The organism is Methanofollis fontis (genome assembly GCF_004297185.1).
In the GTDB taxonomy this organism is placed as follows: Archaea; Halobacteriota; Methanomicrobia; order Methanomicrobiales; family Methanofollaceae; genus Methanofollis; species Methanofollis fontis.
The window spans coordinates 424,573-446,422 of the sequence record NZ_PGCL01000003.1; the positions used below are offsets into that span (position 1 = coordinate 424,573).

The window sequence follows — 21,850 nt, forward strand, 5'->3', positions numbered from 1 at the left end:
CGAACGTGACTGGCATGCATCTGAAATGGAAAAACTGGACCCATGTGACAAAACTCGATCCCGACAAACACCTCAATCCAGGGGCAATCGAGGAGGTGGCGACGAGTGGCACCGATGCGATCCTTCTCTCCGGAACCCTGAACGTGACCCCCGAAAACCTCACCGCCCTGCGCGAACAGGTCGAAGGGTATGGAATCCCCCTTGTTGTGGAACCCGCAGACACCGACGGTGCGCTGTTCGACGGCGTGGACATGCTGTTCGTGCCGAGCGTGCTGAACACCCCGGACTCACGCTGGGTTGTCGGGAAACATCAGCGCTGGGCACTTGAATGCCCGGATATCCCATGGAACCTTGTCGTGCCCGAGGCCTATGTCGTGCTGAACCCGAATTCGGCTGTGGGAAGGGTGACAGGAGCGGTCTGTGACCTTTCGCCGGCCGAAGTTGCGGCATATGCCCGCTGTGCCGAGCACTACTTCCGGTTTCCGATCATCTATATCGAATATTCCGGGATGTATGGTGATCCAGCGGTCGTGAAGGCGGCGGCAGAGGCGATTGATGATGCAACACTCTACTATGGCGGCGGGATCAACTCCGCAGAGCGTGCCGCCGAGATGGGGAAGTACGCCGACACCATCGTCGTCGGCAATGCCGTATACGAGGCAGGGGTCGAGACCCTGAAGGCGACGGTTCGGGCCGTCCAGTAAGAAGAGCATGCCCGAGATTGAGATTGTGCTTGTACAGCCCCTTTATGAGGGGAATATCGGGTTTACGGCACGGGCGATGAAAAATTTCGGTTTCACCCGTCTCGTTCTTGTCGATCCCTGCGAAATCGGTGACGATGCCATCGCCCGCGCCTCCCATGCCCGGGACGTTCTTGAAAACGCCGAACGGATGAGTCTGCGGGAGGTCTATGACAGGAGCGATCTGGTCGTTGCCACGACTGGCGAACTCTCGAAGTCGGTCTGCACATCGATGCGGATGCCGTATTACCGCCCCTCAGAGATCGGATCGATCCTGGAGGGGGCGGACGGGAGAGTGAGCATCCTCTTCGGTCGGGAGAACTGGGGACTCAACAACGAGGAGGTCTCCCGGGCAGACCTGATCTGCACCATCCCGACCTCGGAGATCTACCCGATCCTGAACCTCTCGCACGCCGTTGCAATTGTCTGCTCTGAACTGGCGGCCATTCCGCGCGGCACCTATCGTCTGGCCGGAAAGATCGAGCGCGAGGCGCTCATCGAGCATTTCGGCAGTTTTCTGGAACGGATCGAGCACCCGGAGCATAAACGCTCGAACACCCTGCTGATGATGCGCCGGATCTTCGGGCGCACGGCCCTGACCACCCGCGAGGTCTCCACGCTCCATGGTCTGCTGAGGCGTGCAGAGTGGCACCTGGATCACCGGGACACTGAAAACGATAATATCTAACATCCGGCAGGGCAAACCTTTCACGATGATTCTTGTCGACTGGCAGATCGAGGACCGGATCCGGCGGGGGCAGATCGGGATAGACCCCTATGATCCCTCCCTGATCCAGCCCAACTCTCTTGATATCAGGCTCGGGGACCATTTTGTCTGGTATGAACCATGCGATGACGTGATCGATCCCTATGACCATGACAGCGTCACCTCCCGCGTCGACGAAAAGCGCACCGATTCCATCGTGATGGAGCCCGGCGCCTTTATCCTGGCCGAGACCTTCGAGGCGGTGAGTCTTCCGGACAATGTCGTCGCCAGTATCGAGGGGAAGAGCTCCATCGCCCGTCTCGGGATCGAACTCCACCAGACAGGGGGCTGGATCGATGCAGGTTTCAGGGGCACGATCACGCTCGAGATGTGCAATGTCAACAGGCGACCGGTGCGCATCTATGCCGGTATGCCGATCGGTCAGCTGGTCTTCTACACCACCGAGCGCGCGGAAAACCCGTACAACCTCAAAAACGACGCCAAGTACATGGATCAGCGGCAGGCGACACTCTCCCGCTACCACGAGAACCGGCGCGCGGTTTGAAGGCATATATACAGGAAGGATGAACGTACTACGGAATACCTGAACAGGAATAGGGGTTTTCAATGCGGCTTCTCTTAATTCACTCAGATCATATCGACTATCAGGCCAGAAAGAAGACGCCCGTCGCCGAAGAGGGTGCCGTCCTTGAGGACGAACTCGACGAAGCGCTCGTCGCCTTTTGTGCCGTTGAATCATCGGATGAAGAAGATATCGACGACGTCATCGTACGCGCCACATCCGAAATCGAAAAAACCGCCCGTGAACTGAATACCGATCGGGTGCTCATCTATCCGTACGCCCACCTCAGCTCCGATCTCTCGGGGCCTGATGCGGCAAAGAAGGTGCTGAAGGGGATGGAAGAGGCCCTCACCGCCGCCGGAGGACTGACCGTCAGGCGCGCACCCTTCGGGTGGTACAAGTCCTTCACCCTCTCATGCAAGGGCCATCCTCTCTCCGAACTCTCCCGCACGATTGTGCCGGGCGGCGCGGAGGGCGAGGCGAAACCGGCCAAAAAAGAGGTCACCCATACGTTTTTCGTGCTCACCCCGGAAGGGGAACAGCTGGACGCCAACGACTTCGCAGACGATTCCGCCTTCGGGGCACTGGTGAAGAAGGAACTCGGTCTGCCGGGTGCCTCAGGGGGCGAACCCATCCATGTGGAACTGATGCGGAGCAAGGAACTCGTGGACTATGAACCCGCCTCCGACGTCGGCAACCTCAGGTGGATGCCGAAGGGGCGGCTTATCCGCGACCTCCTGGAGGACTATGTGCTCGGACTCGTGCTGGACTATGGCGGCATGCCGGTGGAGACGCCGGTGATGTACGACCTGGACGACCCGGCGATCGCCGAGCACGCCGCCAAGTTCGGGGAGCGGCAGTACCGCTTCAAGAGCGGCAACCGCAATATGATGCTCAGGTTCGCGGCGTGTTTCGGGATGTTCTCGTTCATGCGCGATATGCACATCTCGCCCAACACCCTGCCGATGAAGATGTACGAACTCTCCACCTACTCGTTCCGTCACGAGCAGCGCGGCGAGGTCATCGGTCTCAAACGTCTCCGCGCCTTCACCATGCCGGACATGCACACCCTCTGCCGGGACATGGACAATGCACTCGTATGTTTTGCCGAACAGCTCAGGATGGGGTGGCAGAGCGGGCGCGACCTCGAGACGCCACTGGTCGGCGTGTTCAGGTGCACGCAGGACTTCTGGGACGAGCATGAGGCATGGCTCCGGGAGATGGTCAGGGAGTCCAGCGTCCCGATGCTCGTCGAGGTCCTCTCTGACCGCGTCCACTACTGGGTGGCAAAGGTCGATCTCGCCGCTATCGACGGTCAGGGCAGACCGATCGAGAACCCGACGGTGCAGATCGACGTGGAGAGCGCACGGCGGTTCGACATCTCCTATCGGATGCACGATGCCGATGTGCATCCGCCGATCCTCCACTGCTCGCCAAGCGGTTCGATCGAGCGGGTGATCTGTGCCATGCTCGAGAACACGGCATACCAGCAGGTGCCCCGCCTCCCTGCCTGGCTCTCCCCCATACAGGTCAGATTTGTCCCGGTCGCCGAGCGGCATGTCGCCTATGCCGCCGACATCTGCGACCGGTTCAATGCCGCCGGCATCAGGGCCGATGTGGACGACCGTGACGAATCGGTGAACAAGAAGGTCCGCGAGGCCGGGACCGAATGGGTGCCCTATGTGGCGGTGATCGGCGACCGTGAGATGGATGAGGGCAAACTGACCGTCACCATCCGAAAACTCTCTGAGCCGAAACGCCCGCATAAAGAGGAGATGACCTCCGATGACCTCATTGCCGCCATCCGGGACGAATGTGCCGGCAAACCGTTCCGTCCAATGTACACCGCAAAACGCCTCTCCATACGGCCGCGGTTTATCTGAATATTCTTCGGGAATGCCGCCGGCAGACCCATCTTTTTTTGATGATTGGACACCGCCACATCTCTGCTCCTTTCCTGCAATAGGGCGTGTCGTGGTTGCTCCACATCATACGTCTGACACCCTTCCCGTCAGATGGAGATCAGAAATGGTTCATGTCATTCAATCCTCGCATCATTCCGGAACCACGCCGGCCTCATAAGGGCCAATTGTCATAATATCCATTTCCGTCAATTTTTCAGGACAATAATTTTACCGCCATCACGACCCCCAATCCAGCATCTCTGCACTCCGATGCCACCACAGGATGCACCGAACCATGCAAATATTAATATAATATTGTATTCAGAATGCGGGAAAGATACCGATAGTGGATCGATATTGCTAATCATCCAGGATATTCAGAGAGTCCATGACCAGACGATCATTGTGTAAAAATCACCATTTCCGCACATTGGCACCATCGATCACCTGTCATCGTTGCATTGTACAGAGAACGGGAGATGGAGATCTCACCAGAAAATCATATCCACATCACATATATCGCTTCCATACCGGTCTGGCTGTAATCGAGATCGCGAACAGGGCACCTGTCATAATGGAGGGAGAATCGAACCATCATGAGGACGATGGCTCCCTCTCCACCGGGCCCGATCCCATCGCAACCCTGCAGGATATGGCCTCCCGGAATGGAAACACCCAGACAACCGAATTTTAGAGGGACAGACCGTGGTGATGCCGGAAAACGATGATAAAAAGAAACGCTTCAAAATAACCGACAGCACACCAGGTCAGAACGGCGATGACGTCCCGATGGAAACGATCACCATCGGTCACCGGGGGACAGAGCCGGCAGCATTTTTTCATTCATTCACATTATGTCAGGGCGGACCCCGAAACCCTGAGATGTATACGCCGGGGAGAGATCCCTGTGATCCCACCGCCTCTGAACGCCTTTCGATTCTCAGCCTCGTGTCCATGCTACACTCCGAACCAGAGATACGAAATAGAACCCCTATCCTCAGGACTGACCAGCTCTCCGGACAGGGATATACCATCCCGGGGCGGATGACCCTTGAACCCGATCCTCCAGGATGGAATTATATTTCAACAACAGGACCACAACCCGCACGATCTTTCCGGCCCCGGGTGCCGACAGATCACCGCCTCTTTGTGTCTCAGCCAGACACCAGAAGGATGCAGCGCCGCCGGAGAGCGGGAGCACCAGAGAATAGGACGGATGGAATAACCGAGGACTATGGTTTTTCGGTGATGAGGTGCCACCACCGGAACAGAACCGATCCAGCACCCACACCGGAGCGCCCGTACGTTCCACTTCTTTGGTCCATGTACATGAGGGTGCAAATCCAGGCGCAACCAGACAGAATCACGGTCAGAGAGGAGGTGCCGGCGGGTCCGTTCTCGGAAGTGTATGATGGTGCCGATTGCGACCGGAGGGACGCCGATCCGATTTCGGGACATCGTCGGAATTATTTCGATTTGGTCGATGGAGACAATCAAACCATCATAAAATCGATCATATCACACCCAGAATCAGTTTTTGTGGCGCCTTCGAGTTTTGCGAGGAGATAGAATGAGACTGCCAATATCTGTAACAGGAATTGTTGTGTTATGTATTCTTCTTTCAGGAGCCTGTCAGGCCACGCCAGTCCTGATAACCCAACAATCGACCTTGATCTCAGATGGAGAGGATATCACCGCCGCTATCATCCTCAAGGACGCTGAAAACGGCCTTTCTGGATACAATATGTCGCTTTCAGTTATTGATTCCCAGATTGCTCATATCAGAGGGTTTTCTTACCCGGAATGGGCAGCACTGCATGATAATGGCACACTTCCTGCAGGAGAAACCTGGATAGAAGCCATCGATATCGGAGATACGGCTGAAGGAAATGAGGGACCGATCAGCCTCGGCAGTGTCATACTTCAGGCCAACACGGCAGGGACGACCACCCTCCGCATTCATTCCCTGAATATTCAGGACAACAGGGGTAACTCCTATGAGATCGACGGATATGAGGTTGAAATCCATGTGGAGGCTTCCAGCGGGGGAGGAGGCAATGATGAACAGGTCTCAACAGAACCCCCCGCCACATCAACACCCGGACCAACCATGAATATCACCGATACCCCCTCTCCTTCAATGACAACCTCACCCCCCCCGACCCCGCAGATTGAGACTGAGGCAGCACCAACCATACAGAACGCAGAATCAGGTTTTATTTCCCCTTTTATTTGCCTTCTAACCCTGTTTGCCGGACTTTACATCATTAAACGGAGTGAAAAAAGATGGAAATGAAAACGATGCTGGCTTTCAGCACACTGCTTTTCTGCATCCTTCTGGTGCAGGGGGCGCTGGCTGCAGAGGCCATACCAAATGTGGAGTTCGCCACCATCTCGATTCTGCCGGCAACGGCGGAAGTTGATGTGAATGAGACCATGGACTATTCATTTGTCATGGACACCGCCATGTGGGGAGTGTCAAGGTATACCATGACAGTATCCCTTGAAAACGGGACAGTCGGTGAGATCGTCGGGGTTAACGTCCCGCACTGGGCACAGATCCCGCAGGACGTTATACTTCCTGCCGATGAAGTGACGATTCAGACGGTTGATCTGACAGGCGGGTCAGGCTTTGAGAATATTGAACTCTTAACCGTCACCGTCCGCGGTGACGTACCGGGATCGAGCGAGATCACCATTGGACCGATCACCGTCGCGGACCGGCGGAGTGACCTCTATGCGATCACGGTTGTCCCCGCAAGCATCAGTGTCATTGCAGAAGAACCGGTTGAGGAACTCATCGCCAACTTTACCGCCAGCGTGACCTCCGGAGAGGCGCCGTTGACCGTTGCGTTCAGTGACCTCTCCACCGGAAACCCGACCGGATGGGTATGGGATTTTGGTATGGAAAATGCCACATCAGAGGAGCAGAACCCGACATATACCTATGAGATGCCCGGCATCTACACAGTCAGCCTGACAGTCACCAATGAGATGGGGGACAATAACACCATAGTCAGAGAGGGCTACATCAATGTCAGCGAAGGGGGAGGCATGAGCATCTATGAGACAGCAGTTGCAGACGGGAACTTCACAAGCCTTGTCGGTGCGCTCGATCTTACCGGCCTGAACGCCACGCTCCATGAACCCGGCACATACACCGTCTTCGCACCGACGGATGACGCCTTTGCCTCACTTCCAGATGATCTCCTCGATGCCCTTCTCAACGATACTGCTGCGCTCACCGATGTGCTCCTCTACCATGTGGCCGGAGAATCGTACATGGCTGAAGACCTCACCGCAATGGATAAACTCCAGACACTGCTCGGTCCGACGGTAAGCATCACCTGGGATGATGCGAATGCGACGCTGATGGTGAATGACGCAACCGTGATCATCGCCGACATGGAGTGCACCAATGGGGTCATCCATGCAGTCGACACCGTGCTGATCCCGCCGGAAGAAGAGGCAGAGGCAGACTTTGAGGCGGACGTCCTCTCCGGTCCAGCGCCGCTGACCGTCACCTTCACCGACATGAGCACCGTCGAAAATATAACGGCATGGGCGTGGGATTTCGGCGTGGAGAATGCCACATCCACAGAACAGAACCCGACATACACCTATGCAATGCCCGGCATCTACACTGTCGGCCTGACGATCAAGGACGCAATGAACGAGACCTATTCTGAGGTGAAGATCGATTATATCCAGGTCACCGAACCTGCCGCCGGTTCGGCCATATCCTTCACACCGGTCAACGCAACGGTGGGGGGAGGTCAGACGGCTGAATTCACAATGATCCTTGATTCTGCGCCCTCAGGTCTTGCAGGATATACACTGAACCTGAGTGTCGTCAATCCTGCCGTTGCGACAATTTCCGGCATCACATTCCCGGAGTGGGCAGAGATCAATGGAACGTCAGATCTTCCCAATGCAAGCGCCTGGATGAAAACGGTCGATCTCGGAGAGATGGTCGGATCAAATGCAACAGACGTCGTTCTCGGGACCGTGATCCTCACCGGACTCTCGGCAGGGAACACCACCCTGATAGTCGATGTGGTGGCGATGACAGCAGACGGAGGTGAGGCGGTCACACCCAAAACCGGCGAGGCAACAATCGAAGTGACCGCCATTCCACCGTTGCCTGGATACACCAACCCGCCAGCCGATCTGGACGGTGATGGACTCTATGAGGACGTCAACGGAAACGGAATGCTGGACTACGACGATGTCGTGGGTTTCTCAAGGAACTTCTTATGGATTGAAGAGAATAACCTGACGGCCTTGTTTGATTTCAATGCAAACGGTGTTCTGGACTATGACGATGTGGTAACGCTGTACGGAATGATCTAAAACCAAATAATCGGAAAACGGGGGGGAAAGAAGTGGAACAGGAGTGGACGTGGAGAGTAAACGGAGAGGATGAGATATATTACAACACCAGGACCGGGGTCATGCAGAAGCAACGGCCCGCGTTCATCGATGACAATGAGATCTGGGCACCGCCAGACCACAATCCCCTCGCACCCCTCCGCCTTTATCTCGATCCCACCTAACGCTGTAACCTTGCCTGCCGTCATTGCATCACCCGTTCCTCTCCCGTAGCAGAGAAAAACAGGGAAGTTGGCATGGAGCACCTCCGAAGCCTCATTCGATCGTGTTGCCGTGCCGGCGTCCTGGAAGTGGCTATAACTGGTGGAGAGCCCTTAATTTATCCGGAGATTTTCTCTTTGATGGATCAAATCCGAAACTGCCGGATGAATGTGATGATCTCCACCAATGGCATGCTGGTCACTCATGAAATCGCACAAAAGCTGGCGGCACTGGGCGTGATGGAGACCAGAGTCAGTTTCGAAGGATGCCGGGAGGTGAATGACGGTATCAGGGGAAACGGCACATATGACCGGGCACTCAGGGCCATAGAACACCTGGTTGATACAGGAAACCGCACTGTCTGCCGCCTGACACTCTCCCGGAGAAGTGAAGAGAGCCTGGATCATCTATTTGCAGACCTGCAATCACGGAATGCCAGAATTGTGAAGGTTTCAGTTATAAAAAATAGCGGAAGAGCATCTGATCCTGAAAATGCGGATTTGCATGGACCTAAAGGAGATCTGGCATGTGCGAAGCGACTCATAGAAATGGGGCAACGTTTCGGAATCGAGGTGCAGCTCTCATCCGATGATTTCCCGGTATCGGCAGAAGAGGCAAAAGATGGAAAATTAGGGATTTCAGGGGTCCAGAACTGCGGGGCAGGAACAGCAACAGCATATGTGTCACCCTATGGAGAGGTTCTGCCCTGTTCATCAATACCACAGATTGTATTTGGGAATATCCGAAACGACTCATTTATGAGAATATGGACCGGTTCTACAGCAATGTGGTTCAGAAAGATGGCGGCAAGCTCCAATGAACGACTGATCTGTCAGGCACCCTGTTTCCGGCATGTTGCCGAACAAATATGTCATTTGTGAGAAAAATAACCAATTTTTAAAACCTGTTCCATAAAATAACAATTTTCCATATTGATGTTGCATCAAAAAGGGAAAGGATATAAGTAATTCCCTGATAATTTACAGTGATAAATCCCTTCCCACAGGAAGCGGGCAGGAGAACAGGGTCGGAACAATGCTGGATATAAAGGCTTTTTTTTCGCGTTTACTGAAGGATCGACCCCTCACCGAACACCTCATGATCTCGGTGATCATACTGATCGTGCTCATAATTGCCTCGCTTTCCGCCTTCTCCTATTATGAAGCACAGTCCGGGCTTGAAGAGCGTGAACGCCTGCTCCAGATAGAGACCGAACAGAGCATCATCCAGTGGATGACCCTTGTCGATGAGGGCCTGAAGATGTATGATGACACCCTCGATTTAAGGATGAAAGACAGTTTTGAGGGTTTTCTCGAGGCATACCAGGATTCGGGGGGCGATCCCTCCAGGATGAATCTGGAGGATCTCAAAACCGGGCTTGACAATACAATGGACCTCTATATCATCAATTCAAGCGGCGTGATCGAATACAGCACTGTTGCTGAAGAAATCGGCGTTGATTTTTCTCAGATCCCGGAATTTTATCAATATCTCACCTCTATCAGGGAGAGCGACAATTTTTCAGCGGACCGGGTGGTGCGGGAGAGCTCTACGGGTGCAATCAGGAAATTTGCCTATATGCCAACGCCAGACCACAGGTATATCCTCGAACTCGGACTGGTGCCGGATCTCCTGAAAGACCGGAAACTCGGACTCTCCTATGTGGATGCCGCCGAAGATCTCAAAAAAATAAACCGGAACCTGCAATCCATTCGAATTTATGATATATTTGGCAAAACTGTCGGCAACAAGAGTCATGTCCCAACCCCCCTCCAGCAAGAACGGATCAAAGCGGCGATACAGGAGCGCACAGGGAACCAGTCCTATGATCCGGCGAACAAAACCGCGACTGACTATATCTTTATCGATCTCTTCGATCCTGACTATCCTTCTGATATGAGTCTGGTGATCGAACTCACCTTCACCACCGCCCCCCTTGAAAGAAGTCTGAATTCGATCTTCTTCACCCATCTCCTGATCGCACTCCTCGCTCTCCTGATCAGCATGATCCTCGCATTTTCCCTGATTCGATATATATCAAAACCGATTTCCCGTATGGTTGCCGACGTCGATCAGATCGCCCATGGTGACCTGGATCACCGGATCCAGCATACCCGGGGTGTTGAACTCACCAGACTGGAGGAGAGCATCAACGCCATGGTTGGCACCCTGAAATCAAGCCTTACACGGGCACAGGAATCAGAAGAGGCCCTGAAACAGACGAATGAGAACCTTGAAAAAATTGTTGAAAAACGAACCGCAGATCTCCAGAATGCAAATGCAGAGGCAAACCTCTATCTTGACATCATATCCCACGACATCAACAATGTGAATACCATCGGGCTTGGATATGTCCACATATTAAGACGGCGCCTCTCAGGTGGAGATAGGGAGTATGCCGAAAAAATCACCAGAACCATTCACAGAAGCAGTGGAATCATCCATAATGTCGCAACCATCAGGATGATACACCAGAAACGCCTCCCCCTCCAACCAGTGGACCTGGACCGGGTAATCAGAGATGAGATCGCCCATAATCCCGAGGCCAGGATCCATTTTTCGGGTTGCGAAGGTCTGAAGGTCTATGCGGATTCGCTCCTCTCAGAAGTCTTTTCGAACCTGATCTCAAACTCACTGAAGTTTATGGAGAAGGATGGCGATATCACGATTCGCGTCTCCGATGAGGACAGGGAGATCATGGTTTCGGTGGAGGATACAGGACCGGGCATTCCCGATGAACTCAAGGAGGTCATCTTCAACCGCTTCAAGAGGGGGAGCGAACGGCAGACAGGAAAGGGCCTTGGCCTCTATATCGTCAGATCGCTGGTGGAGAATTACGGTGGAAGGGTCTGGGCAGATGACCGGATACCCGGACAACAAACTGCCGGTGCGGCGATCCGATTCACCCTTGTCCGGGTCGCTGAGAAGGAGAAGGGACGACAGGGATAAATCCTGTCATGATCGACTACGCCGCAATGGATCCCATCCTTCAGGTGATCCTGATCCTGACCGTTGCGAAGCTGGCGGGTGAACTGGCCGAACGTGCCGGGTATCCCTCCCTCATCGGGGAAATAGCGGCAGGGATCGTACTCGGTCCGTCGTTGCTCTCAATTGTTGCTTATGAAGGGACGATGGAATTTCTTGCAGATATAGGAATTATCGCCCTCCTGTTTATCAGTGGCATCCAGATGAATATGCGATCGTTTGCCGCTTCTGAAAAACCCGCATTGTTCACCGCAATTGCCGGTATGGTGGTGCCATTCCTGATGGGGGCAGGGTTTGCCCATATCGCCGGTTTTGATTCCATTGAGGCCATCTTCATCGGGATTGCCCTTTCGGTTACGTCCATTGGCATATCAATCCGGACACTGATCGACCTGAAAAAACTGGAAACGCCGGCAGGGACCACCATCGTTGGGGCAGCGGTGATCGATGATATCCTGGGGATCCTGCTGCTGGCCGGGCTAACAGCGGTATTTACCGGGAGCGAGGGGTCGCTGTTCTCGACCCTCATCACCGGCGGACTCTTCATCGGCGGGAGCCTGGTCGTCGGACGGCGGGTGCTTCCCGCCATAATGGACCGGGCCCGCTCAACACAGACCCATGAGATGACCTATACGGCAGCGATTGCAATCGCCCTGTGCATGGCCTATCTATCCGACCTTGCCGGACTCCATTATGCCATAGGAGCGTTTTTTGCGGGTTTACTGCTGGGTGACCAGATCAGAAACGATCGCAGCCTTTTTGAAGGCATAGCAGACTTTTCATTCGGTTTTTTTGTCACCTTCTTCTTCGCCTCCATCGGGCTCCTGGTCACCATCACTCCTGAAACCCTGTTCTCCCCCTTTATCCTGCCACTCATCGTCATTGCATTCGCAGGCAAGATCCTCGGAGGATGGGCGGGTTCGACACAATTTATGGATTCGCAGGCAGGGGCGCTCATTGTCGGCATCGGCCTCTGCCCGCGGGGCGAAATCACCCTGGTGATTGCACAGATCGCCCTGATGACAGGAATTATTGGACAGGCGCTCTTCTCTTCATTTACCATTATGGTGATCATATCTGTGCTGCTCACACCGGTCCTGATGACATCTGCCTTCCGACGCCTTGAGATCAGAGGTGACCGGCAACCCGCAAATGCGAGATGATCATGCAGACCTCCAGGCGCCCGACGGCGGCACCCCTCTCATCGACGACGATCAGCACAGGATAGCGGTAGCGTTCCATCGCCTCCATGGCATCCCTGAGCGTGGAATCGTCCGAAAGTGCGATATGACTGCGTGTCATGATATCGGCCGCCGTCGTGGTGTCACGCTTGAGCAGACAATCGATGCACGTGGTCTTTTTTAGGGTCCTGACCCCGATCACCGGCCCGACCGAGGCGAGGAGATCGAGGGCCGTGATGAAACCGAGAAATTGTCCGTCCGGGGCGGCTACGATGAGGTCGGTACATCCTTTCTCAGAAAAACGCTCGAAAACTTCGGGAAGCGGAGTGTCGGGGCCAATGGTGACGATTTCTTGCGACATCACCAGTTTGATCGGTATTTCGCCAGGTTCCATAGAAGGTCAGATTGAGAGTTGCCCCGATGCCTAATAGTCGTTCGCCCTGTTGGAACGCCACCAATCAGGGGGGATCCCCCTGATTGATCGGTTCCATCGGTCAGGGTGGGTCAGTCCACCCTGGGGTGCTCACTCCCGCCTGAACGTGGCAACGGCAGTGCCGCTATACTCCTTCTCATGCCCTTTCATTGCCTGTTTGAGTTCGGCCAGTGTCGCCCCGGGTGCGCACTGGAGCGGGGCATCAAGGCCATAGAGGTTAAAGTAGTACTCATGGGCCGACCCTTTTGGCGGGCACGGCCCGTTGTAACCGATTTTTCCAAAATCGTTCGTCCCCTGCAGAGCGGCGAAGGGTGAAGACACCTCGGGTGTTTTCGGGATGTTTTCCGGGATGCGGTCGGGCTTTTTGATGTTCCAGATCAACCAGTGCGCAAACTCCCCGCCCGGCGCACCCGGGTCTGAGAGAATTAATGCACAATACGGCGATTCAAGACGGGATATACGAATTTCCGGCGATACGTCCTCACCCACACAGGTGTGCCTCTTTGGAAAGACAGTGAAATCGATCTCGACTATGGGATTTGCCATGGACAACCTCCTCTCTCCGGCGAAACATGGCCCCACGAATATAAAACTCTAATCATGACCGCAGAACACACCGACCCGTATCATTACAGAAGACGATCAATGGCGACGAATCACCCTCATACCCATATTTTCGGGATTTGCTCCCGCAATCCCCCGGAAAAAAGGCAACCATCACTCTCCCCTGAGCAGACGTCCGAGGGTCTGGAAATCGTCCTCAAGGTCCGCCCTGACCTGCCTGTTGTAGATGGATGCCGCTGGATGATACATGGGAATTACAGTGAACACCGCCCCCCCTTGCGACACGGTGATCACCTGCCCGTGCATTTCACCGATGCTGCCCGCTTCCACCCCGAACATCTCAAGAACCAGACGCATCGCAAACCTTCCAAGGGTAACTATGAAACGGGGCCTGATCGCCGAGATCTGCTCTACAAGATATGGACGGCAGGCGGCGATCTCCTCGTTTTGCGGGTCGCGGTTCTCGGGGGGGCGGCACTTCACGACATTGGTGATAAACACCTCTTCACGGGATATGCCGGCCGAATCCAGCATTGAATCCAGAATTCGCCCTGCACGCCCGACAAACGGTCTGCCCTGGAGATCTTCCTGCCTGCCCGGCGCCTCGCCGATGAACACGATTTCTGCATCCTTCGGTCCCTCACCGGGAACTGCGTGTGTCCTCGTTTCTGAGAGGGGACAGTGTGTGCAGTTCAGGATCTCGGTCTTCAGGCGTTCAACCTCATGCATATACCCATTTCTTGATGTTCGACAGGAAAGAGTGTTATGGATATCCAGAGATTGCTCTGAAGACGGTTTTAGGGCAGATGGAGCAGGAGAGAAAGGTGAATACCACAAAGGGAGCGCGATCTTGCGTGAACACCTCTTCATCTCCACTCAGCCGCCCGTTATTCTCGAGCCCGGTTCAGGGAAAGGCCGATGCCCACCGGGATCAGGAAGGTGAGGGCATAGTAGAGAAATACGTGGGTGCTGTAGTAGGCGGTCTGGAACAGCAGGACGATAAAGAGGTAGTCGAGCACCACTGCGATCACCACCCATACGATTCCCACTTTTACGAAATAGATGAGTGGAAGGTGCCGTTGTCTGAACCACCACCATGTAATTGCGATGGTGACAGGCGTGAAGACGGCCGTCAGGACCCACCCCATCATCTCCGCAAACGGGGTGAAGAACAGCACGAGGGAGGCAAGATACCCGATCAGCCAGAGAAACGTACCGAGGCACAGCGCATCTTTGGTCCACGCCTTCATGCTCAGATGTCTCCGCAGGTCCAATTTAATCCTTTTGCCGGGAAAACAAGGCTATTTTCACAGGCATGAGCAGTTCATTGTTCCGTGACAACCTGTAATGCAAAACTGAAAATCTTCAGGGGGTCGCTCCCGCTCATATGCAATCGAGGGGCGTTCGGAGAGAAAGGATCTCTGTGCGGGTGGCCATGCTTCTTCATCTGACCTCTCTCAGGGTTGATCGATAGGCAGGCGTGGAAGCGTTGCCCACAGGGAAGGGTGAAGAGCCCCATGAAAGAAAACGAAACATCTTTCCTCCCCGGAACACGAAATCTGGGCAATGAGTGCAGAAGAACGTTGGAGTTCCCGGTTCACCTTCATTCTCGCCGGGATAGGGGCGGCAATAGGCCTCGGAAACCTCTGGCGTTTTCCCTATGTCTGTTATGATAACGGTGGCGGGGCATTTCTTATACCCTATATCGTCGCCCTGCTCTTCGCCGGCGTACCGCTCTGGCTCATGGAGAGCGCTCTCGGATACCGGGCGCGGGCAGGAGTGCCCGGTTCGTTCCGGACGCTTATCGGCCGAAAGGTCGAATGGATCGGCTGGCTCGTCGTGATCCTGACCGTGATCCTGATGGCATACTATTCGGTGATCATGGCCTGGGGCGTGAACTACATCGGATTTGCCTCAACGCTGGCCTGGGGGTCGGATCCCGAAGGGTTCTTCCACGAGACCTTTCTCCATCTCTCTCCCGACATCTTTACGCTCGGCGGCCTGAACTGGGCGGTCGTTCTCGGTGCCGTCATCTCCTGGACGGCAGTATACGTTTCGATCTTCCGCGGGATCAGGAGCGTTGAAAAGGTCGTCTGGCTGACGGTCCTCCTTCCCTGGCTCTGCCTGATCATGATGGTCGTCCGGGGCGTGACGCTGCCGGGAGCGCTCGACGGGCTTGTATACTACCTGACGCCGGACTTTGCGGCGCTCATGAGACCCGGTGTCTGGGTGGCCGCGTTCGGACAGATCTTCTACTCGCTCTCGATCGGTATGGGGATCATGATCGCCTACGCGAAGTTTCTCCCGGACCGCCACGACCTCGTCAGGAGCGGATATGTAATCTGCATCGCGAATGGTGTGACATCGCTCATCGCCGGAGTTGCCGTCTTTTCGACCCTTGGATACCTGGCCCACACCACCGGCGTCCCGGTCCCCGAAGTCGTGAAAGGAGGCGTCGAACTCGTGTTCGTGGTCTACCCGGCGGCAATCAGCCTCCTGCCTCTCGCTCCCGAGATATTCGGCATCCTCTTCTTTCTGATGTTCGTCACCCTTGCAGTCGACTCCATCTTCGCTGCGGTCGAGGGGATCAGCATATCACTGGAGGACTATCTCGGCATACCGCGCGTGCTGCTCTCCGCCATGGTCTCCGCAGGAGTCTTCCTCGTCGGACTGCTCTTCATGACGAACGGGGGGTTGTACTGGATCGATCTCATCGACTCCTACTACAACTCGTTCGCCGTTCTCATCGTCGGCATCCTGGAGGCGATAGCGATCGGTCACCTGTACGGCGCCGGGAGACTCCGTTCGTTCATGAACGAATCAGCATCGCACCCGGTCGGGGAGTGGTGGGACGTCTGTATCAGGTATCTCGTTCCTGTCGTCCTGATCGTCGCAGTTGCCATGAACCTCATCGACAGGATCGGCACGCCATATGGGGGATACCCGCCCCTCGCACAGGCCGTGGGTTTGGCGCTCGTTTTCGGCGCTCCGATCGCCGCCGTGGCGATATCCGGGGTGTTTGGAGGCAAACCCAGTAGGGATGAACCATCCGAATGGGCGTTGCAGACCGAAGAGGAGGATGCCGAACCGGTTGCTGAGGACTGATACTGCCGTACCGCAACAGCGGAGACGACAGATGGAAGGTGTGCAATACGCAGGAGACATCTGTCATGAAAATGTAAGAGTAGTCATCCCACAATCCTGCAGATCATGATGCTGCATGCAAAGAGGATGAATCCAATGAATGACCCTCGTTTTGTTCATGCCCGGGAAAAATTTTCTAAAACACTCCAACCCGGCCAAAGGATCGTTCAACAACTCCTCTTATCCTATAAGGATCCAGATCGAACTGTACCGTTCTTCTGTTCTCCGGATCTTTCGTGTTTCTTTTATACCGATCTGCCTGAGTCATACTCCTGGCTTATCCGATTCAACAAAGCCGGATTTTATTTCTTTTCCTGTGGGAACGATGAGGAGCAGAAGTAGGGCATTGCGGTTTACATCCGTTCACAACAATGACGAAGAAGAGCGGAAGATTGTCCGGCTTATGCACAGACCCTGTATCGTATTACCCATCATAACATCATTCGCACATTATATGTAAATGCTAAAATGTTTGCCAAATAAGTAATTCATTTATACAACATACTCACACCCACTGATATGGGAGCACCGGATACACTGAGAGACGCACCCCCCTGTTCAGTGCACGACCTCAGGTTATGAGATCCTCTGTTAATGGGCCATGTACGACAGTATTGTTCAGACGGTGACGCTGGCGGTCGGACTGCTCGGTGAGATAGTCCCAATGATGGTCATCGGTGTCTTTTTCGCCGAGCTGCTCGTCGCAATGAAGATCGCCGGGAGGATTGCAGTTCTCTCCCGTCCGCTCACCAGATTCGCCTGCCTCCGTGAGGAGTGTGGCACCAGTTTCCTCATGGCCTTCGTTTCGCCTCCTGCCGCCAACGCCATGCTGGTGGATTACCATGCGAAGGAGATCATTAGCCGGCGCGAGGTTATCATTGCAGCCATCATGAATTCGTTTCCGACGGTTGTCATGCACTGGCGCTACCTCCTCCCGGTCTACGTCCCCCTTCTTGGTATTCCCGGCCTCATCTATTTCGGTCTGCTGATGCTGGTGGGGCTTGCGAAGACCGCGATCATCATGGTTGCCGGGCGGGTCGTCCTCACACCGGCTCCGACCGTTCAGGTTCGGTCCGTGGAGGAGCCAGCCGCAGTTACGTTGCGTGAGGCGCTGCGGGAGGCAGGCGCCTCTTCCCGGAAAACCCTGACGCGCCTGCTTAAAGTCACCGTCCCTACCATCATCATCGTCGCTTTCCTCATCAACGCAGGTACATTCGACCGACTCGCCGGGATGATGCAGGGTGCAGGCGGGTTCTTCCCGATTCCTCCGGAAGGTTTCGCGATCATCGCCGCTCAGTTCGGGAGTTTCGTTGCAGGTGCGAGCGTCGCGTCCGCCCTGCTCGCGGCAGGGGACATGAACTGGCAGCAGATTGTGCTTACCCTGCTCGTCGGCAACATTCTCACCAGCGTAACCCGGAGCATCCGCTGGTTCGGTTCATCCTATGCGGCGATATTCGGGATGCGGACCGGAACGGAGATCATGTTGATTTCGACAGCACTCCGGAACAGTATTATGGCGGTGTTAGTCATCGTGCTGGCGTACGGCCTTGGCTGGTGATGAGAGGGGATCGTTTCCGACCGCATCTTCCATGGATGAGATTGAGCCCATTCCGTGCTATTTCGGCAAATTAACCCTTGAATGCCAGAAATTCGACGGAAATCAGCCAGAATGCCGCCCTCACAGAACACCACAATGTGTGGTCGGGAAAAGAAAATATAAGCGTTTTTCAAAGGATTCGAGCGTGAATATACAATACCCCCGGGCGGATTCGAACCGCCGTCACCGGATCCAAAGTCCTGTATGATTGACCACTACACTACGGGGGTGAACTGCCGTTAGGTGTTGGTTTTCATGCTATATCATAGTGTTTTCCGATACAAGGACGGGGGTGGTGATATAAGGACAATGGATCATGATACCACCACCTCTGGAGAGCATCAAATGCGTGTCCTCATCCTTGGTGCCGAGTCCCTCGGCGCACGCTCCATGGCAACGGTCGTCGAAACAGCGGATCGAACAGTGCTCATCGATCCCGGTGTCGCCCTCGGGCGGTTCCGGTTCAGGCTCCCTCCACACCCCGATGAGGCGGCAGCGGCGGCACGTATCAGGGAATCGATCCTCAGACATCTCCCCCGGACGACCGACATCGTCTTCACCCATTACCACGGCGACCATGTGCCCCTCAAAGACCCGGACTGCCATCAGATTGCTCTGGACGATTTCACCCCCCCGGAGGGTGTCGTCGTCCACGCAAAAGGACCGGACGGGATCTCCCGGACCTCGGCACAACGGAGATCTGATCTTGAGAACGCCCTCGGTCGCGGATTCCCGAACGCAGAGGGAACAGACGACGGAGTGGTGGCCTGTTCCCCGCCCGTCCCCCATGGGAGCAGCGGCGGTTCGGTGATGATGACCGCGGTCAGGGAGGGTGAGGCATGCTTCGTCCATGCATCCGACATCCAGTGCACCTCCCCGGATGCAATCGGGGTGGTCGCCGGATGGCACCCGTCACTCGTCTTCGTTTCCGGCCCGCCGCTCTATCTGCACTCATTCACCAGGGAGCAGGAGGAAAACGCCTTTTCAAATGCGCTCCATCTCGCACGCTCATGCACCTGCCTTGTCATCGATCACCATCTTCTCAGGTCGATGGTGGGCGATCGGTGGATGAAAGGCCTCAGAAAAGCAACAGCATGCCGCATCCTCTCGGCAGCCGAATTCATGGGGGAAGAACCCAGACTTCTGGAAGCGATGAGGGCAGAACTCTGGGCGTGTGGCATCCCACCCTGAATAGAGAGACAGAATGGGGTTTTATGTAGAACACCGGACAGGCGTTCCAGAGATCCAGGTGCACACCGATGTCAAAAAATCCACGACGATCACAACAATCCCCCCATCACCAAACCAACAAATACGACGCACATACGCGATAAAAATCACATCACAGGACCCCTTCTTGTGGCACCCCCACGCACAAATTATTTAAATTGTCAATGACCTCACCCCCCACCATGGAAGGGACAGTGCCACCATAAACCACCAAAAGGCCACGCATCCGCACCAAAACCATGCATGTGCAGAAACAAGCGAGTACAGTATCACACAATCGGAGCGATCCACTTCCAGGACGGAATAAAAGAGGTGAGTCCTCAATGGAGAAAAGGAACAGAATGATCCCCATCAGATCCATGGTCGTCATTCTGGCCATGGTGATCGCCGCCTGCGGCATGGTGCCCGCCGCAGCTCGAGAGATTCCGATCTGCACCAATAACTCATCGCAGGTATTGCCGGACATCGACGGGGAGTTGATCGTCTGGATGGACTACCGGAACGGCAATTATGATATCTACCTCTACAACCTCACATCCGGAGAAGAGCGCCCGATCTGCACCGATCCTGCCGACCAGTGGGACCCCGTGATCTCCGAAAACTGGATCGTCTGGGACGACGAGCGCAACGGAAACCACGATATCTATCTCTATGACCTCAGTACCGGGCAGGAGATGGAAATCTGTACCGAACGGCATGCACAGCGGCATCCAGCCGTCAATGAGGGGCAGATTGTCTGGCAGGACCTCAGGCACGGTTCCTATACAATATACACCTACGATTTCACGCTGAAAGAAGACGTGAAGGTCTCTGATCATTATGGAACCGTCCATCCCGACATCAATGACGAATGGTTGGTCTATGAATCAGGCGGCGACATCTATGCATGGTATATTCCAACCGGCAGATATGTCAGACTGAGCATCCCGGACGAGCAAAACCACCCGAAGATCTGGGGCGACCGCGTGGTCTGGACCGATTACCGCGAAGTGACACAGAGCGACATCTATATGTACGACCTCACCACCGAGAACGAAACACCGATCTGCACCAATAACTCATCACAGGCGATGCCGGCCATCGATGGCGACCTGATCACCTGGGAAGACCGGCGGAACGGGGACAAGGAGATCTATCTCTTCAATATCTCCTCCGGGGCAGAGACCCGGATCACCGATGATCCGGCATGGCAATCCGACCCGTCCATCTCCGGCGGGCGTATCGTCTGGGAGGACCACCGGAACGGCAACCCGGACATCTATCTCTACACCCCCGAAGACGGACCCGGTTTCATCCCTGTTGCAGATTTCAGGGCGAACCGCACAGTCGGGACCGCACCGCTGACAGTAGAGTTCAATGACACCAGCAGCGGCATGCCGGAATCATGGGCATGGGAGTTCGGTGACGGGGCCACTTCAGAGGAGCAGAACCCGGTTCACACCTACGGACTCCCTGGCACCTATACGGTCAGCCTCACGGTGAGCACCGCGACCGGGAGCGACACCATGACAAAACCGGATTACATCAGGGTGGCAGAACCGGTGGGGGCGCTCCACCTGTACGAGGGGTGGAACTTTATCTCCGTTCCGCAACGACTGGCGCCCGGTTCTTCAACCGTAACAGAGGTCTTCACTGATGTCGACATGGCAGGAAACGAGATCCTGCTATATGAACCGGGAGAGGGGTTCATCCCCATGGCGGCGGACAATGAACTCAGACCGCTCGACGGCATCTGGATATATGCCAACGCCTCTTCGGTCGTGGACCTGATCTATGACGATGATCCGGTCTCGCCCCCTCCCGAAAAACACCTCCTCAGCGGCTGGAATGCCATCGGCTTCACCGGGAGCAGCGACCGGACCGCCGGCACGGCGCTCATTTCAGTCCGGGACGCCTGGAGATATCTGATCGGGTATGACGCGGCCGGACAGTTCTATGAACTGACCATTGTCAACAATGAGAGCGATCCGGCAGAGGTTTCCGATCCGGTCCACCCGATGAAGGGCTACTGGATCTTTATGGAGAGGGACGGCGTACTCGGTTCTCCGGTCCCCGGCACCCTGACATCCAGGATCATGAGCATTGCACCGGGGATCATCTGGAATAGAAACACCACCACCCCATCACCACCGCACCCCCCGGGTGGCGGATAAAGAGGCCCCAACGGTGCTTGTGGAGATTCGGCAGGGG

Annotated in this window: 17 protein-coding genes, 1 tRNA gene and 1 pseudogene; 14 read left to right on the top strand and 5 right to left on the bottom strand. The window is 55.2% G+C overall.

Going from position 1 to position 21,850, the window contains the following annotated elements; all coding sequences use genetic code 11:
- Window positions 1–14: 14 nt before the first annotated feature.
- From CUJ86_RS08960 to CUJ86_RS09000, 10 genes and pseudogenes are all read left to right on the top strand, one after another.
- The gene (locus CUJ86_RS08960) at window positions 15–704 is read left to right on the top strand and encodes a phosphoglycerol geranylgeranyltransferase (protein WP_130647368.1); all 690 of its coding nucleotides are present in this window, start codon (window positions 15–17) and stop codon (window positions 702–704) included.
- 7 nt (window positions 705–711) lie between these two features.
- Window positions 712–1,428: an RNA methyltransferase gene (locus tag CUJ86_RS08965; RefSeq protein WP_130647223.1), complete on the top strand. Its 717-nt coding sequence runs from the start codon at window positions 712–714 to the stop codon at window positions 1,426–1,428.
- 25 nt (window positions 1,429–1,453) lie between these two features.
- A complete protein-coding gene (gene dcd / locus CUJ86_RS08970) occupies window positions 1,454–2,011 on the top strand; it encodes a dCTP deaminase (RefSeq protein WP_130647224.1) in 558 nt (185 codons plus the stop codon).
- A 62-nt stretch (window positions 2,012–2,073) separates the two neighbouring features.
- A complete protein-coding gene (locus CUJ86_RS08975; RefSeq protein ID WP_130647225.1) occupies window positions 2,074–3,912 on the top strand; it encodes a threonine--tRNA ligase in 1,839 nt (612 codons plus the stop codon).
- A 1,591-nt stretch (window positions 3,913–5,503) separates the two neighbouring features.
- A complete protein-coding gene (locus tag CUJ86_RS08980) occupies window positions 5,504–6,229 on the top strand; it encodes a hypothetical protein (RefSeq protein ID WP_130647226.1) in 726 nt (241 codons plus the stop codon).
- Complete coding sequence (locus tag CUJ86_RS08985) at window positions 6,220–8,286, top strand: fasciclin domain-containing protein (RefSeq protein WP_130647227.1); 2,067 nt, start codon at window positions 6,220–6,222, stop codon at window positions 8,284–8,286. The genes CUJ86_RS08980 and CUJ86_RS08985 overlap by 10 nt, the downstream gene beginning before the upstream one ends.
- 215 nt (window positions 8,287–8,501) lie before the next feature.
- A pseudogene (locus CUJ86_RS12295) lies at window positions 8,502–8,915 on the top strand (radical SAM protein); the annotation flags it as partial.
- Between the two features lie 159 nt (window positions 8,916–9,074).
- The gene (locus tag CUJ86_RS12300; protein WP_268878248.1) at window positions 9,075–9,407 is read left to right on the top strand and encodes an SPASM domain-containing protein; all 333 of its coding nucleotides are present in this window, start codon (window positions 9,075–9,077) and stop codon (window positions 9,405–9,407) included.
- Window positions 9,408–9,561: 154 nt separating this feature from the next.
- On the top strand, window positions 9,562–11,475 hold the full coding sequence (locus tag CUJ86_RS08995) for a sensor histidine kinase (protein ID WP_130647229.1): 1,914 nt from the start codon (window positions 9,562–9,564) through the stop codon (window positions 11,473–11,475).
- A gap of 8 nt (window positions 11,476–11,483) precedes the next feature.
- Window positions 11,484–12,674 (top strand): cation:proton antiporter, encoded by a 1,191-nt coding sequence (locus tag CUJ86_RS09000; RefSeq protein WP_130647230.1) that lies wholly within the window; start codon window positions 11,484–11,486, stop codon window positions 12,672–12,674.
- On the opposite strand, the gene CUJ86_RS09005 is transcribed toward CUJ86_RS09000, so the two are convergent.
- The 4 genes from CUJ86_RS09005 to CUJ86_RS09020 form a co-directional block, all read right to left on the bottom strand.
- Window positions 12,640–13,086, bottom strand: a complete 447-nt coding sequence (locus tag CUJ86_RS09005) for a CBS domain-containing protein (RefSeq protein ID WP_130647231.1) — start codon at window positions 13,084–13,086, stop codon at window positions 12,640–12,642. The two genes, CUJ86_RS09000 and CUJ86_RS09005, sit on opposite strands and share 35 nt — an antisense overlap.
- Window positions 13,087–13,215: 129 nt before the next feature.
- Window positions 13,216–13,671: a YbhB/YbcL family Raf kinase inhibitor-like protein gene (locus CUJ86_RS09010; RefSeq protein WP_130647232.1), complete on the bottom strand. Its 456-nt coding sequence runs from the start codon at window positions 13,669–13,671 to the stop codon at window positions 13,216–13,218.
- A 171-nt stretch (window positions 13,672–13,842) separates the two neighbouring features.
- Complete coding sequence (gene udg, locus CUJ86_RS09015; RefSeq protein WP_130647233.1) at window positions 13,843–14,418, bottom strand: type-4 uracil-DNA glycosylase; 576 nt, start codon at window positions 14,416–14,418, stop codon at window positions 13,843–13,845.
- 158 nt (window positions 14,419–14,576) lie between these two features.
- Window positions 14,577–14,939: a hypothetical protein gene (locus CUJ86_RS09020; protein WP_130647234.1), complete on the bottom strand. Its 363-nt coding sequence runs from the start codon at window positions 14,937–14,939 to the stop codon at window positions 14,577–14,579.
- A gap of 316 nt (window positions 14,940–15,255) precedes the next feature.
- Here CUJ86_RS09020 and CUJ86_RS09025 point away from each other — a divergent pair, with 316 nt between their 5' ends.
- Window positions 15,256–16,794: a sodium-dependent transporter gene (locus CUJ86_RS09025; protein ID WP_130647235.1), complete on the top strand. Its 1,539-nt coding sequence runs from the start codon at window positions 15,256–15,258 to the stop codon at window positions 16,792–16,794.
- 640 nt (window positions 16,795–17,434) lie between these two features.
- Window positions 17,435–18,391 (top strand): nucleoside recognition protein, encoded by a 957-nt coding sequence (locus tag CUJ86_RS09030; RefSeq protein WP_130647236.1) that lies wholly within the window; start codon window positions 17,435–17,437, stop codon window positions 18,389–18,391.
- A 196-nt stretch (window positions 18,392–18,587) separates the two neighbouring features.
- Here CUJ86_RS09030 and CUJ86_RS09035 read toward each other — a convergent pair.
- A tRNA-Gln gene (locus CUJ86_RS09035) sits at window positions 18,588–18,660 on the bottom strand.
- Window positions 18,661–18,775: 115 nt separating this feature from the next.
- Between CUJ86_RS09035 and CUJ86_RS09040 the strand changes: the two genes are divergently transcribed.
- Together CUJ86_RS09040 and CUJ86_RS09045 are read left to right on the top strand one after the other, a co-directional pair.
- The gene (locus CUJ86_RS09040; protein WP_165394849.1) at window positions 18,776–19,621 is read left to right on the top strand and encodes an MBL fold metallo-hydrolase; all 846 of its coding nucleotides are present in this window, start codon (window positions 18,776–18,778) and stop codon (window positions 19,619–19,621) included.
- A 362-nt stretch (window positions 19,622–19,983) separates the two neighbouring features.
- Window positions 19,984–21,813, top strand: a complete 1,830-nt coding sequence (locus CUJ86_RS09045; RefSeq protein WP_165394850.1) for a PKD domain-containing protein — start codon at window positions 19,984–19,986, stop codon at window positions 21,811–21,813.
- The last annotated feature ends 37 nt before the right edge of the window (window positions 21,814–21,850 follow it).